The 13,994-nt window shown below is 72.2% G+C and carries 12 protein-coding genes and 1 pseudogene; 11 read left to right on the top strand and 2 right to left on the bottom strand.

Annotated features, from left to right (window positions below; genetic code table 11):
* Window positions 1–167: 167 nt before the first annotated feature.
* Window positions 168–1,535: a cytosine permease gene (locus tag FFG40_RS03435; protein ID WP_138802253.1), complete on the bottom strand. Its 1,368-nt coding sequence runs from the start codon at window positions 1,533–1,535 to the stop codon at window positions 168–170.
* Window positions 1,536–1,710: 175 nt separating this feature from the next.
* On the opposite strand from FFG40_RS03435, the gene nucS reads away from it, so the two are divergent.
* From nucS to FFG40_RS17250, 11 genes and pseudogenes are all read left to right on the top strand, one after another.
* Complete coding sequence (gene nucS / locus FFG40_RS03430) at window positions 1,711–2,406, top strand: endonuclease NucS (protein ID WP_027466993.1); 696 nt, start codon at window positions 1,711–1,713, stop codon at window positions 2,404–2,406.
* Window positions 2,407–2,630: 224 nt separating this feature from the next.
* The gene (locus tag FFG40_RS03425; protein ID WP_123339258.1) at window positions 2,631–2,873 is read left to right on the top strand and encodes a hypothetical protein; all 243 of its coding nucleotides are present in this window, start codon (window positions 2,631–2,633) and stop codon (window positions 2,871–2,873) included.
* Between the two features lie 5 nt (window positions 2,874–2,878).
* Window positions 2,879–3,097: a hypothetical protein gene (locus tag FFG40_RS03420; protein WP_138802252.1), complete on the top strand. Its 219-nt coding sequence runs from the start codon at window positions 2,879–2,881 to the stop codon at window positions 3,095–3,097.
* Window positions 3,098–3,256: 159 nt separating this feature from the next.
* A complete protein-coding gene (locus tag FFG40_RS03415; protein ID WP_138802251.1) occupies window positions 3,257–5,170 on the top strand; it encodes an alpha/beta fold hydrolase in 1,914 nt (637 codons plus the stop codon).
* Complete coding sequence (locus FFG40_RS16980) at window positions 5,170–5,766, top strand: DUF5819 family protein (protein ID WP_123339260.1); 597 nt, start codon at window positions 5,170–5,172, stop codon at window positions 5,764–5,766. Before FFG40_RS03415 ends, FFG40_RS16980 begins: the two co-directional genes overlap by 1 nt.
* Window positions 5,763–6,569 (top strand): bifunctional 2-polyprenyl-6-hydroxyphenol methylase/3-demethylubiquinol 3-O-methyltransferase UbiG, encoded by an 807-nt coding sequence (locus FFG40_RS16975; RefSeq protein WP_185974071.1) that lies wholly within the window; start codon window positions 5,763–5,765, stop codon window positions 6,567–6,569. Before FFG40_RS16980 ends, FFG40_RS16975 begins: the two co-directional genes overlap by 4 nt.
* Window positions 6,566–7,504, top strand: a complete 939-nt coding sequence (locus tag FFG40_RS03405; protein WP_138802250.1) for an ABC transporter ATP-binding protein — start codon at window positions 6,566–6,568, stop codon at window positions 7,502–7,504. Before FFG40_RS16975 ends, FFG40_RS03405 begins: the two co-directional genes overlap by 4 nt.
* Window positions 7,494–8,690: an ABC transporter permease gene (locus FFG40_RS03400; RefSeq protein ID WP_138802249.1), complete on the top strand. Its 1,197-nt coding sequence runs from the start codon at window positions 7,494–7,496 to the stop codon at window positions 8,688–8,690. The genes FFG40_RS03405 and FFG40_RS03400 overlap by 11 nt, the downstream gene beginning before the upstream one ends.
* 282 nt (window positions 8,691–8,972) lie before the next feature.
* Window positions 8,973–9,647 (top strand): HAD hydrolase-like protein, encoded by a 675-nt coding sequence (locus FFG40_RS03395; protein ID WP_138802248.1) that lies wholly within the window; start codon window positions 8,973–8,975, stop codon window positions 9,645–9,647.
* Window positions 9,644–10,924 carry a CynX/NimT family MFS transporter gene (locus FFG40_RS03390; protein ID WP_138802247.1) on the top strand — a complete coding sequence of 427 codons (1,281 nt, stop codon included), beginning with the start codon at window positions 9,644–9,646 and terminating at the stop codon, window positions 10,922–10,924. The genes FFG40_RS03395 and FFG40_RS03390 overlap by 4 nt, the downstream gene beginning before the upstream one ends.
* Before the next feature lie 314 nt (window positions 10,925–11,238).
* A pseudogene (locus FFG40_RS17250) lies at window positions 11,239–11,784 on the top strand (ArnT family glycosyltransferase); the annotation flags it as partial.
* A 1,356-nt stretch (window positions 11,785–13,140) separates the two neighbouring features.
* Here the strand turns inward: FFG40_RS17250 and FFG40_RS03380 are convergent.
* A complete protein-coding gene (locus FFG40_RS03380) occupies window positions 13,141–13,974 on the bottom strand; it encodes an SDR family oxidoreductase (protein ID WP_138802245.1) in 834 nt (277 codons plus the stop codon).
* Window positions 13,975–13,994 lie beyond the last annotated feature (20 nt).

Raw genomic sequence — 13,994 nt, 5'->3', positions numbered from 1 at the left:
GGGGGTTCCCTTCGGTGGTGCGGGTGCGGGGTGCGGTGGTGCGGGCGTGGGGTGGTGCTGGTTCGTGGGGTGGTGCTGGTCGCGGGGTGGTGCTTGGGGGGACCGGCCGCGCCGTCGCGCGGATCAGGGGTGCGGCGACGCGACCGGCCGTTCGGGGAGCGCCCGGGTCAGGCGGCCGGGGTGGCCGGTGCGGCGACCGGGGCCGCCTCGGTCCGACTGACACCGACGCCGCGGATCAGCCCGACCTTGCCGGCGACCACGTAGAGCACGAAGGCGATGACCACGGAGTTGATCGACGGGATGCCGACGGCGACGAAGTACCCGATGAGCGAGGCGACCGCCCAGATGACCAGGGTGGCCGGCACCCAGGTGGGCGAGGTCGCCGGGATGTTCTCGGCGTCGCTCAGCTCGCGACGCCAGCGCTTCACGACGAAGTACTCCGCCACCATGATCCCGGCGATGGGCGGGAAGACGACCCCGAGCACGGACAGGAACGGCGTGAGGGCCCCGAGGAACCCGACCGCGGCGAGCACCGAGCCGACGACGCCCATCACGAGCGTCACGAGCCCGCGGTTCACCTGCTTGCCGAACACCGCGTCGATGAAGTTCGTGACGCCGAGGCTCGAGCTGTAGATGTTCCAGTCGTTGATCTTGAACGTGCCGAGCAGGATCACGAGGATGCCGACCCAGCCGACGCTCGACGTGATCACGCGGGTGATGTCCGCGGAGCCGACGGCGTGGGCGAGCAGGACACCGGCCAGGCCGATGACGTACTCGCCGAGGGTCACGCCGAGCAGCGTCTGCTTGACGACGTCGCCGACCGACCGGTTGAAGCGCGTCATGTCCGGCGTGATCACCGCACCGACGATGAACCCGCCGGCCACCAGGGTGGTCCCGGCCACGAAGCTCAGCTCCGGACCGGCCGGGGCACGCGCGGCGAGCTCGGCGATCGAGTGCCGGCTCAGCTCGACGATGACCGCCCAGCCGACGAGCACCAGGAACAGCGGCACGGTCACGTTCGCCAGCCACTGCATCGAGTGGAACCCGCGCAGGACGATCGCGGTGACGAGCAGCCCGAACACGAGCGACCACGCCCAGGCGGGCAGGATCGGCAGGATCGAGACCAGGCCGGCCGCCGAGACACCCGACTGGATGCCGAACCAGCCGATCAGGCTCAGCCCGATCGCCAGCCCGACCAGCGCCGAGCCGGCCTTGCCGAAGCCCGTCCAGCGGGCGATGACCGAGGTGTTCAGGCCCTCCTTGACGCCGATGACGCCGACGAGCACCGAGACGATCTCCAGGATCACGGCGCCCAGGGTGATCGCCCAGAAGGCGTCCCAGAAGCTCATGCCGAAGCCGAGCGTCGCACCGAGCAGGAACTGGGACAGGGCCGAGATCTGCCCGAAGCGCTGCACGGCGACCTGGAACCAGCCGTAGCGCGCGGACATCGGGACTCGGCTGAGCGAGTAGTCGTCGACGGCGACCGACTCGGAACGGGGGGTTCGTGGTGCTGACACTGCGGTCTCGCTGGCCATCGTGGCTCCTCGGGGAGGGGTGTCGGCGTGGGCCGATCGGGGTGGGAGCCACGGTAGAACGGCATCGGATTGCGGTACATGTGCAGAACGTCGTTACGGGCGTGTGAATCCGTGCGCGCCGCACAGGCCGCGCGCCTCGTCCGGCCGACGACACCGCGCCGGTTAGGCTTCCGGGGTGCGTCTCGTCATCGCCCGGTGCTCCGTCGACTACGCGGGCCGGCTCTCAGCCCACCTGCCGCTCGCGACCCGCCTGCTCATGCTCAAGGCGGACGGCTCCCTGCTCGTGCACTCCGACGGCGGGAGCTACAAGCCGCTGAACTGGATGAGCCCGCCCTGCTCGATCGAGATCACCGAGCCGGACGACGAGCAGTCGAGCGCCGGCATCACGCAGGTGTGGACGGTGACGCAGAAGAAGACGCAGGACAAGCTCATCGTCTCCCTGTACGAGGTCGTGTCCGACGAGACCCACGACCTGGGCGTCGACCCGGGCCTGGTGAAGGACGGGGTCGAGGCGCACCTGCAGCAGCTCCTGGCCGAGCAGATCGAGCTCCTCGGTGACGGCCACACCCTGGTCCGCCGCGAGTACATGACGGCGATCGGACCGGTCGACATCCTGGCCCGCGACGACGCGGGAGCGAGCGTCGCGGTCGAGATGAAGCGCAACGCCAACATCGACGCCGTCGAGCAGCTCACCCGGTACCTCGAGCTCATGAACCGCGACCCGCACCTGCGTCCGGTGCAGGGCGTGCTGGCGGCGCAGACGGTGGCACCGCAGGCACGAACCCTCGCCGAGGACCGCGGTATCCGCGTCCTCGTGCTCGACTACGACGCGATGCGCGGCATCGAGGGCGGCCACACCCGCCTGTTCTAGAACAGGCCGGACCCGGGTCCTCCTTCTGGGGTACGGAGACCTGAGGTTTCCGTGTCAATCGCATGTGACGCCCCTCGAAAGAGGGGTGAACCTGCGACCCCTGTGACCAAACCTGTAAGAGTTGACAGGGGGGAGTCGCGGGGCGACCGGCGCAGCTGTCCTCCGTCATCTCGTCGCCCTCCGGGGCGGTGCCGGCCGTGATCGATGTCGATAACGGAAGAGGAATGGGGAAGACCATGACGTCACTCGCGTCACGTGTGAACAGCGATCGATCGATCGCGAACCTGCAGATGGACCGCACCAACTGGTCCGGAGCACCAGGGGAGCTGCCCGTGCTGGCCACCCCGGCCACCGTCACGGCCGCTGCCGCGTTCGTGGCAGCCAACAAGGGAGCGGTCGCCGGCGCGGCTGCCTTCGCCGGGCTGTTCGGTGCCGGCGTGTGGGTCGGCGTCGCGACGGCCGACTAGGGGTGGTGACGATGCTGCTCGAGAAAGTGAACGCGGACGCCGCGCTCGCGACGTTGCCCTTCGCCGACGTGTCCAGCCGAGGGTTGCGCGCCTCCGTCCCGGTTCTCGCGACGCCCGCCACGGCCGCGGCCTTCTGCCCCGGTTTCGTTGCTGCGTTCAAGGGCGCAGCGGCGGGTGCCGCCGCCTTCACAGCCGGGTTCACCATCGGTCAGGCCATCGGCTGACCACCTGTGCCGGCCGACGGTTCCTCGTCGGCCGGCACCCCGCTCGACCGCGCAGCGGTCGGGTCACGTACGTCCTCGTCCAGACGGGTCGCACAAGCGACTCCCTCGCCCAGGAGGCCACACACCCATGCACCAGCGACCCGCGAGCGGGGACCGAGCGTGAACGCCCGGTCCGTCCTCGCGCACCTCCCTCCGCTCCGCGCACCCCGTCTCCGGGCGATCACAGCCGGCATCGGCGACGTGCTGACCGCCGTGTCGCGACCGCGCACGGCGCTGCTCGCGGCCGAACGGATGAGCGCGGTCACGCAGGTGCTCAGCAGCGTCGAGTACCTCTTCAGCCGACGTGACCAACGTCCCGGCGGCCTGGGTGACTGGACGTACGGTCGCAGCGCGATGGCTACCCGGTTCCCTCGGCTGATGCCGTTCCTCGACCGCGTCTCGGACGAGAAGATCGACAACGTCGTCCACGTGCTCCGGATCGGCGCGGGGTTGTCGCTCTTCCTGCCGTTGCACGTGACGGCACACCGGGCCCCGGCGAACGCCTTCCTCGCTGCGAGCGCGCTCGTGCTGCACCCGAAGAACCACTACGGCTCGGACGGGTCCGACCAGCTCGCCTTCCTCGTGCAGACCTCGGCAGCCCTCGGCCGTGTCGGTCGCGGTTCACCCCGAGCGGCCGAAGCGGCGGTGTGGTTCCTGGCGATGCAGGCCGCGTTGTCGTACAGCGTCTCCGGCCTGGTGAAGATCGTGAGCCGGACGTGGCGGACCGGCGAGGCGCTCCCGGGGATCCTGCGCACCCGCACCTACGGCGACGAGGGCCTCTACCGGTTCCTGACCGCGCACCCCCGCCTCTCCCGACTCGCCGCGCACACTGTCCTCGTCCTCGAGACCGCGTTCCCGCTGGTCTTCGTGCTGCCGACCCGCGCGGCTTACGCGGTCGTCGGTGCGATGGCCGCGTTCCACCTGGCGAACGCGCGGTACATGGGACTCGCCCGGTTCGTGTGGGCCTTCATGGCGACCTACCCGGCCATCCTCTCGGTGGTGCAGGGGCGCGCGGCGCGGTCGCTGACGGCAGGCGCGCACCGCTCGCCCGCTCGGCTCCCGGCGATCGTCGCCTCGGTCACCGGCCTCCTCGCCGTCGTCGGCGTCGGTTCCGCGCTGGTGCGCCGCGCCGGGATCGAGCGAGCGGACGGGCCGGAGGCCCGGCGGCACCGCACCCCGTCACGGAACGTGCTGTCCTACCGCCTCCGGCGCGCACCCGGTGCGGAGGCTCTGCCGCTCGTCGTGTTCGAGAGCGGCCACCAGTCCTCCGCCACCTACTGGCACTGGTACGGCGAGGAGCTCGCCGGACGGGTCGACACCCTGTTCTACAGCCGTGCCGGGTACGGCGCGAGCAGCTACTTCTCACGTGACAGCTACAGCCTGCAGGAGTCCGTCGACGACCTGGTCGACCTGGTCGACGCGGTCGCCGCCGATCGGGACGTCGTGCTGGTGGGGCACTCGCTCGGCGGGTACCTCGTCACCCGTGCGGCGGAGCGTCTGGGGTCACGGGTGACCGGGATCGTGCTCATCGACCCGACGCACCCGGGCGAGGTCGCCGTGTCCGCGGTGCAGGCCGAGGGTGCCCGCATGCTCGACATGTCGATGCGACTCGTCGCACCCTCGCTCCGGCTCGGACTCGGTGTGATGCTCGACGTCCCGCCGTGGGTGTCCCTGTACCCGGACGAGGTCGCAGCGCGGCTGCGGGCCGAACTGCGGGACCACGCCCTGTGGTCCACCGCCAAACGGGAGTGGACGAGCCTGTACCAGGTGTTCCGCGCACCGGTGGGGAGCCTGCCGACGACCTCGGCTCGTGTCGACGTCGTCGCTGCCGACCGTACCCTGCGGGAACACCCGCACCAGCGGGCGCTCGACGAGGAGTTCGTGGCCGTCGGTGCCGACGGTCGTCTCACCGTGGTCGACGGAACCGATCACCTCGGTCTCCTCGCCGACCGTGCCGTCGTCACCCGGATCGCCGCCGTCGTCCTCCAGCACACGACGCCGCGGGTGCCCGTGGAAGCGGAGGGTGCGCGCTGATGGGCCGCCGACCCGCACCCACCACCGTCATCACGACCGCCGTCGAGGCGGTGTTCGCCGGCTGGTTCGTCCTGACGCTCCTGACCCAGCACCCGCAGCGGAGCTTCGACCGGCTCCGCAGCCTGGACCCGGTCGGGCTGACGATACCGAACTGGCGGTTCTTCGCTCCGGAGCCGGCCACCCAGGACTTCCACCTGATGTACCGGACACGCGGTGCGGACGGCCAGGTGTCCCCGTGGCACGAGGCCTCCAGCATCGTCCGCCGGCGGCTCGTGCACGCGTTCTGGTTCCCCGGCCGACGCCGAGAGAAAGCGTTCTTCGACGTCGGCATCGACCTCATCGCGCTCAACTCGCTCGAGGTCGAGCAGATGCAGCAGGCGTCCTCGTACCGGCTCGTGGCCAACTACATCCGGCACGCCGTCGAACGCCGCGAGCGCGCCGGCGACCTCGAACCGGGCAGCGACGCCTTCCAGTTCATGGTGGTGCTCTACAGCGGCTACGACGAGTCCGGCGATCCCGAGTACCGCTTCGTCTCCGGGCTCGTTCCGCGGATCGAGGGTGCGGAACTGCCCGCGCCGACGGAGGACCGATCGTGATCGACAGCAACATCGACCGGGACCGGGACCGGGACCGCCAGGACATCGACCGCTCCGGTGGGTACGGCGGAGCGTGGGCGAGCGTCTACGACCGGGTGTTCGAGCACGGTGGCGCGCTCGAGGCCGAGGCGCTCGGGAGCCTCGTCGCTCCCGAGTCCCGGATCGTCGAACTGGGTGCCGGGACCGGCCGGGTGGCGATCCCGCTGGCGCGTGCGGGACACACCGTGCGCGCCGTGGAGGTGTCGTCCGCGATGGTGGACCGCCTGCGGGACAACCTCGGTGCCGAGGACGCCTCGACCCGAGCCCGGACGACGGTGGTCGACGCGGACATGCGGGACCACTCCGAACCGAGCGGATCGGCCGACCTCGTCGCCTGTGTCCTCGGCTCGATCTCCTGCCTGCCCGACCCGGCCGACCGGGAAGGCGTTGTGCGACGAGCCTCGTCCTGGCTCGCGCCGGGTGGCCACCTCGTGGTCGAGGCGTACGACCGAGCGACCGCGGTCGGCAGGTTCGGCATCGAGCCCCTGCCGGTCGTCACCGAACGCCCGGACGGTGCACGCCTGACGTCGACCTACCGTCTGGACACGGCGGCGGACACCTGGTCCGTCGCGCACCGGTGGGAGGAACCGCGGTCCGTGACGCAGTTCGACGAACGGGTCGCCTTCGTCGAGCCCGACGAACTCGCCGCGTGGGCGGAGGACGCCGGCCTCGAACGGGTCGCGCTGCTCGGCGACTGGTACGGCACGCCCTACGAAGCGGGCGAGAACCCGCTCTGGGTCGCGGTCCTCCGGCGGCCGGCATGAACCCGGCCGGCACCATCGAGGTCCGCGACCTCGACAAGCGCTTCGGGTCCCGGCTCGTGCTCGACGGGGTCTCCTTCACCGTGCCGTCGGGGCAGGTCACCGGCTTCATCGGCAGCAACGGCGCCGGCAAGAGCACGACGATGCGGATCCTGTTGGGCCTGCTCGAGGCCGACGACGGGACGGTCTCGGTCGGTGGGCGCCCGATCGACTCCGCCTACCGCAGCGGCATCGGGTACATGCCCGAGGAACAGGGTCTGTACCCGGAGATGCGGGTCGGTGACCACCTCGTGTACCTGGCCCGGCTCCACGGCATGGGACGCCGACAGGCTCGTGCCGAGGTCGCGCGGTGGGGGGACGTGCTGGGGATCCGGCATCGTTTCGGCGACGTCGTCCGTGAACTCAGCCTGGGCAACCGGCAGCGTGTGCAGCTCGTCGCCGCCTTGCTCGGCGACCCCACGGCGCTCGTGCTCGACGAACCGTTCTCGGGCCTGGACCCGAGCGGCGTCGACGCGATGGGCGCGGTCCTCGCCGACACCGCACGATCCGGCCGCCCGATCCTGTTCTCGAGTCACCAGCTCGACCTCATGGAGCGCGTGTGCGACCGGGTGGTCATCATCCACGACGGGCGGATCGTCGCCGAGGACCGGGTCGACGACCTCCTCGAGGGGACGGAGAACCTCCACGTCGTGCGCACCGCCACCCCCGTCGCTCCGGGTGTGCTCGCCGAGCTCGGTGCGGACGTCGTGACGAGCGGCCGCCATGCGCTCAGCGGCACGACGACCGATCCGGATCGCCACGTGGTCCGGGTACCGTCCGGCACCGAGGCGGACGTCTTCCGACGCCTGGCCGCCGGCATCGACGTGATCGGCGTCGAGCGGGCCCGCGCGACCTTGTCCGACCTCTACCGAGACGCGGTGACGCAGGATGCTCTCTGATCGACCACGGCTCGACCTCCGACAGGTCGGCCACATCGCCGGCCGCGAGGTCCACGTCGGACTGCGCATGCGGTCGTTCTGGATCGGCATGGTGGTCAGCTGTCTCTTCATCGTGGCGCTCGCGCTCGTGCCCGGACTGCTGGCCGGCAACACGGCCCCGACCGCGCTCGCGTTCGCCGCGACGCCCGAGGCCGTCGCCGCGCTCTCGGCGGACGACCGGGGCGCGGTCCCCGGCGTGGACATCCGTCCCGTCGACTCCGCGGGCGAGGCGGCCAGGGCCCTCGATGCCGGCGACGTCGCGGGGACGGCAGCGGTGGCCGACGGCCGGGTCACGGTCACGATGGCCGACAGCGCCGACGAGGCCGCCGGCCTGGCCGTCGCAGCCGCGATCAGGACCGGCACACTCGAGATGATGGTGGCCGACGCCACCGGGAGTCCGGTCTCGGTCCCCGAACCGGTGGTCCGTGCCGTCTCCGATTCGTCCGGCGACGCGGCACGACTCGTGCTCGCGTACGTCGTGTCCATCGTGCTGTTCACCCAGATCGCCGGCCTCGGCGGGTCGGTCGCGCAGGGAACGATGGAGGAGAAGACGACGCGGGTCGTCGACATCCTGTTCTCGCGCGTGCGCCCCGTGTCCCTGCTCGTCGGCAAGGTCGTCGGCACGGGGCTCTTCGGTCTCATCCAGATGGCGATCCTCGCCCTCGTCGGGATCGGCGCCGTGCGGGTGTTCGGGACGGCTGGCCTGCAGGACCTCATCGCCCCGGCGGCGCTCGTCAGCATCATGTGGTTCGTCCTCGGGTTCGCCTTCTACGGCTTCATCTACGGGGCGGTCGCCGCCACCGCGAAGCGGCCGGAGGCACTGTCCTCGTCGTTGCTGCCACTCCAGCTGCTGAACGCAGCGGTGTTCGTCGTCGCGATCCTCGCGCTCCAGGGCATCGGGGATCCGTGGGTCCGCGTGATGAGCCTGATCCCGCCGTTCTCCGCGATCCTCATGCCGATGCGGCTCGCTGCCGGCGAGGTCGCCGGTGTCGACCTCGTGGCGTCCGTGGCGGTGATCGCCGCGGCCACGGTGATCGCCGCGGTCGGCGGCGCGAGGGTCTACCACCGGTCCATCACCGGCCGCCGCAGCCGTCTCCGCAGGCCGGTCCGCTCGCCCCGGGCCCGCCCGCAGCACCCGAACCCCTGACAAGCACCACACCCACCGCACAACACCGACAGGAGCACAACGTGGAGACCACAACAATCATCTGGATCGTCGTCATCGCCGTGATCGCCGGCCTCTCGCTCACCGCCGGGGGTTGGTTCTCGCGGAAACGCCGCTGATCGGCGAGCGCCGTCGGTCGACGTCGCCCTCCGGGCGCTACGAGGACCGTCCGGTCCCCGGCCTGGAGGCGCGGCGCCGGTCCACCCCGTCGCCGCCGCGACCCCGGGTGGTCGCCCGCCACCGCCCGGCTAGGGTGGACAGGACATGACCAGCCCGTTCTCCGCCATCCTGTTCGACCTCGACGGCACCATCAGCGACTCCGCGCCGGGCATCCTCGAGAGCCTGACGCACACCTTCCGCACCGTCGGCGTCCCGGTGCCGGACCACGACACCCTGATGTCGTTCGTGGGCCCGCCGATCATGGACACGTTCCGGGTCGCGATGGGCATGGACGACGAACTGGCCGACCGCACCCTCGCCGTCTACCGCGAGCACTACTTCTCGCACGGGGCGCTCGACTCCGCGATGTTCCCGGACATCGACGTCGTGCTGCGCACCCTGCACCAGGCGGGGCTGCCGATCTCGACGGCGACGAGCAAGCCGGAGACCCCGGCGACCTACATCCTCGAGCACTACGGGCTCACCGGGGACATCGACATCATCACGGGTGCGAGCGACGACGAGGTGCGGTCGAGCAAGGCCGACGTCGTCGAAGAGGCGCTGCGACGCCTCGAGGCCCACGGCTTCGACATCAGCCGCCCGGTGCTGATCGGCGACCGGAAGCACGACGTCGAGGGCGCGACCGTGCACGGCGTCCCGGTCGTCTTCGCCGAGTGGGGCTACGGCTCCCCCGACGAGGCCGAGGGCACCATCGCCCGCGCCGCCACCCCGCTCGACCTGCTGCCGATCCTGCTGCCGTCCGCGACGCCGTCCGCATGAGCGGCGACGTCGTCCGGCGCGGGCTCCGCGGTGCCGCCTGGCTGCTGCCGGCGGCGATCGTCCTGATCGCACTGAACTTCCGCGGTCCGATCGTCGCGACCGCCCCGGTCATCGGCGACGTCCGCGCCGACCTCGGCCTGACCGCGACGATCGCCGGGCTGCTGACCACGATCCCGGTGCTGTGCTTCGCCCTCGCGACGCCGTTCGCCAGCTGGGTCATCGCGAAGGCCGATCCCGAGCGCGCGGTCTCGCTGTCGCTCGTCATCGTGCTCGCCGGCACCGTCGTGCGCTCGATGCCCTCGTCGGCGGCGCTGCTGATCGGCACCGCGGTCATCGGCATCGGCATCACGATCGGCAACGTGGTGATCCCGGTGGTCATCCGGCGGGACACCTCACCGGAACGCGTCGGCCTGGTCACCGGCGTGTACACGTCGGCGCTCAACGTCGGGTCGATGATCACGTCGCTCGGCACCGCTCCCCTGGCCGCACTGTGGGGCTGGCCGGTCGCCATCGCGATCTGGGCGGTCTTCGCACTGATCGCCGCCGCCGCCTGGACCTACGCGGTCGGTGCTCGGGCCGCCTGGCGACGCCCGCTGCCGTCCGAGCGGGACGAACCGCTGCCCGTCACCGGGCCCATCGACCAGGTGCTCGACACCGGGGCGATCCGGACCGCCCGCGCCGCCGAGGCCGCACGGGTCGCCGCCGCCGAGCCCATCCGACCGGCACGACGGCTCATCACGTGGGGCCTGACGCTCGCCTTCGGTGGTCAGGCGTTCTCGTACTACGCCCTCACCGCGTGGATCCCGACGCTGCTGCACGACGAGATCGGGTTCTCGAAGGCGTCGTCGGGCGCCAGCTCGTCGGTGTTCCAGATCCTGGCCGTCGTCGGGGCGCTCGGTGTCCCGTTGCTCGCGACCCGGTGGCGTCCGGCGGCGATCATCGCCCTGGTCGGCACGCTGTGGCTGGCGATGCCGCTCGGGCTGCTGTTCGCCCCGCAGCTCTGGTTGCTGTGGTCGGTGCTCGGCGGCGCGGCCCAGGGTGGCGGCATCACCGTGATCTTCATCGTGATCGTTCGGATCGTCTCGAGCGACGCCGACGCCCGCCGGATGTCCGCGTTCGTGCAGGGCGGCGGGTACCTGCTCGGCTCGGCCGGGCCGCTCGTCGCCGGTGCCCTGCACGGTGCGACGGGGAACTGGACGGCACCGCTGCTCGTCGTGCTCGTCGCGGTGCTCACCCTCGGCGTGGTCGGGACGTTCGCCGCGCGACGGGTGTCCTGACCCCGAACCCGAACACCGGCTGAGACCCCGCTCCGGCTCGCCCCCCGAAGGGCTGACCGACGGGGCCCGGACCCGCACGACCCCTCAGCGCACGGACCGGCCTCGGGGCGAGCTGGCGGCACGGTCCCGGCCGGTCGTCACCCCGGACCGCCAAGGTCCGGAGGGTGGACATCCGACGACCCGCCCGGTGGCGGGACCAGCCGCTCGCAGCACGGCTCACCCTGTTCGTCATCGCGGCCGGTACGACCGTGCTGCTCGCCTGGAACCTGGGCCGTGGCGGGGACTTCAGCTTCTACCAGGCGTCGGCGCGGTCGATGTCCGAGTCGTGGCGGGCACTGCTCTCCGGTTCGTTCGACCCGTCGGCGACGGTGACGCTCGACAAGCTCAGCGGCTTCGCGGTGCCGCAGGCGCTGAGCATCCGGCTGTTCGGGCACTCCACCGCCGCGATCGCGTTCCCCCAGGTCGTCGAGGGGCTCGTCACCCTGTGGGCCTGCTCGTTGGTCGGACTCCGCTGGGCCGGGGTCGGCACGGGCCTCGTCGCCGCCGCCGCAGCCGGGTCGACGCCGGTCTTCGTGTCGATGTTCGCGCACCCGATGGAGGACGGCATGGTCACGGCCGCGCTGGCCGTCGCCCTGCTGTGCTGGCAGCACGCGGCACTGACCGGGCGCTGGTGGCCGCTCGTCGCCGCGGGCCTGGCGGTCGGCGTCGGGTTCCAGGCGAAGATGGTGCAGGCGTGGTTCGTCCTGCCGGCGCTGCTCCTCGGCACCCTGCTGGCCACGGCGCGGCACGACGGCGGCACGCTCCGCCTGGGCATGCGGGTGGTCCGCGCCGGGGTGCTCGGGATCGTCGCGGTCGGGGCGTCCCTGTCGTGGGTCACGGCACTGGCGCTCACCCCGTCCGGTTCGCGGCCCTGGGTGGACGGCTCCACCGACGACAGTCCGCTCGCGATGGTGTTCGGGTACAACGGCATCGACCGGTTCCTGCCCGGCGCGGTCCCCGGGTCCGTCCGGTCGTTCGCCGTGCCGGTCGGCCCGCACACCTGGCGCGGCGGCGCGGCCGGGTTCGGCAAGCTGCTCGGACCGCACCTGGCATCGCAGATCGCCTGGCTCCTGCCCGCGGCGGTGTTCGGCGTGGTGGTCGCGGCCGTGGTGCTCGTCCTGCGACGAGCGGAACGGCTCGACGGACCCGGTTCCTCGTTCGGGCACGCGTTCGACACCCGTGCCGGATCCGCCACCCTGGCCGTCCTGGTCGTCTGGTTCGGCACCGCGGCAGCCGTGCTGTCGGTGGCCGCGGTGCCGCACACCGCCTACGTCGCCGCGATCGGCGTGCAGCTCGCCCTGCTCGCCGCCCTCGGGTGGCGCGGTGCGGTCGGACTGGTCCGCGCGCGGTCACGGGTGCTCCGGGCGCTCCCGGTCGTCCTCGCCGTGGCGCAGCTCGGCTGGGTGGTGTTCCTCGCCCGGGGCACCGCGATGCCGCGCGTGCTCGCCTGGCCGGCGATCACGCTCGCGACGGTCGCCGTCGTCGCCGGCGTGGTGGCGGTGTGGTGGCGACCCCGCTGGGAGGCGACGCGCGGACCGCGCCGGCACCGGGCCTCCCGGACGGCCATCGCGCTCACAGCCGGACTCGCGCTGCTCGCCGGACCCGCCGCGTTCTCCCTGCAGGCCCTCGACGCGACCCGCGACGGCAGCGGCGTCGACGCGTCGGTCGGGCCGTGGCCCGCGCGTTGGCCGGCCCCGATCGGCAGCCCGGACGTCTTCCACGTGTCGCGCCCGGACCCCTGGGGCGGGTCGACGCCCTACCCGCGCGCACTCCGCCGGCTCGTCGCGACCGCGCGACGGCTGGAGGGAGACCGGCACGACGAACCGCTGTTCCTGACGGACACGTGGCGCGTCTCCGCGCCGATCATCGACGCGACGGGCCTCCCGGTGCTGACGGACGGCGGGTTCTCGGGTACCGTGCCCGTCTTCACGGCGCAGCAGATCCGCCGGAGGATCGCCGACGGCCTGCGCGTCCTCGTCGTCGAGGCCCACGCGCCGCGCACCGACCCGGTCCTGCGCGCCGCACTGGCCGGGGGCTGCCGCGCGGTCACGGGGGTCGCGCGGCACGCACGTCCGCCGGTGCGACCGCGCCGGACCGCCGGCATCACGTGGACGGTTTGGCACTGCGGGCTGCCCGGGCCGTCGGTCGGACCCGGTGCGCACCACCACCGCCGAGGATCAGCTCGCGGCGAGCACCTCGCGCAGGGACATCGGCGGACGGCCGGTGATGCGTTCGACGTCGCCGGACACGTGCGCGAGCGCCCCCTCGGCGATGGCCGTGTAGGTGCTCACCCAGGCGTCGGCCTGCCACGGCTCCGGGTTCCACTGCGCACGTGATGCGTACGCCTCGTCGAGGGTCTCCGGGTGGTAGCTGACGGTGCGGCCGCGGACCTCGGACACGATCGCCGCCGCCTGGGCCAGGGTGATCGCCTCGGGGCCGGTCAGCTCGTACGTCTGGTCGCGGTGGGCGTCCGGGTCGTGGAGCACCGCGGTCGCGACGCGGGCGACGTCGGCACGGGCGACCGCGGCCATGGCGCCGTCGCCGGCCGGGCCGCGGATCACGCCGTCCTCGCCGACCAGGTCCTCGACGAAGTCCAGGTAGAAGCTGTCGCGCAGGAACGTGAACGCCATCCCGCTGTCGCGGATCGCCTGCTCCGTCGCCCAGTGGTCGCGGCCGAGCGTGAAGGTCGCGTCGGGAGCCGCGCCGAGGAACGACGTGTAGACGACGTGCCGCACGCCCGCGTCGGCCGCCGCGGCGACGAACGCCCGGTGCTGGTCGAGGCGGTCCTGGGCCTCGGCCGCCGAGACCATGAGCAGCACCTCGACGCCCTGCAGCGCCGCTCGACTCGCGTCGGCGTCGGCGAACGTCGCGACGGCGACCTCGGTGCCCGGGAGTTCCGGCGCACGCGAGGCGTCGCGCACGAGCATCCGGAACGGCACGGCGTCCGCGGCGAGCGCCGCGCTCACGGCGCCCCCGATGTTGCCGGTCGCTCCGGTGATGGCGATGGTCATGGTCGCTCCTCGTGTCGGTG

This window comes from Curtobacterium sp. KBS0715 (assembly GCF_005938005.2).
In the GTDB taxonomy this organism is placed as follows: Bacteria; Actinomycetota; Actinomycetes; order Actinomycetales; family Microbacteriaceae; genus Curtobacterium; species Curtobacterium flaccumfaciens.
The sequence above is the reverse complement of the archived record's forward strand: the minus strand, read 5'-3'. Positions and strand labels throughout refer to the sequence as shown.

Coding starts and splice junctions, on each gene's coding strand:
- FFG40_RS03435 (WP_138802253.1), bottom strand. CDS start 1,535: ATGGCCAGCGAGACCGCAGTGTCAGCACCACGAACCCCCCGTTCCGAG.
- FFG40_RS03425 (WP_123339258.1), top strand. CDS start 2,631: ATGGGGAAGACCATGACGTCACTCGCGTCACGTGTGAACAGCGATCGA.
- FFG40_RS16980 (WP_123339260.1), top strand. CDS start 5,170: ATGGGCCGCCGACCCGCACCCACCACCGTCATCACGACCGCCGTCGAG.
- FFG40_RS03405 (WP_138802250.1), top strand. CDS start 6,566: ATGAACCCGGCCGGCACCATCGAGGTCCGCGACCTCGACAAGCGCTTC.
- FFG40_RS03400 (WP_138802249.1), top strand. CDS start 7,494: ATGCTCTCTGATCGACCACGGCTCGACCTCCGACAGGTCGGCCACATC.
- FFG40_RS03395 (WP_138802248.1), top strand. CDS start 8,973: ATGACCAGCCCGTTCTCCGCCATCCTGTTCGACCTCGACGGCACCATC.
- FFG40_RS03390 (WP_138802247.1), top strand. CDS start 9,644: ATGAGCGGCGACGTCGTCCGGCGCGGGCTCCGCGGTGCCGCCTGGCTG.
- FFG40_RS03380 (WP_138802245.1), bottom strand. CDS start 13,974: ATGACCATCGCCATCACCGGAGCGACCGGCAACATCGGGGGCGCCGTG.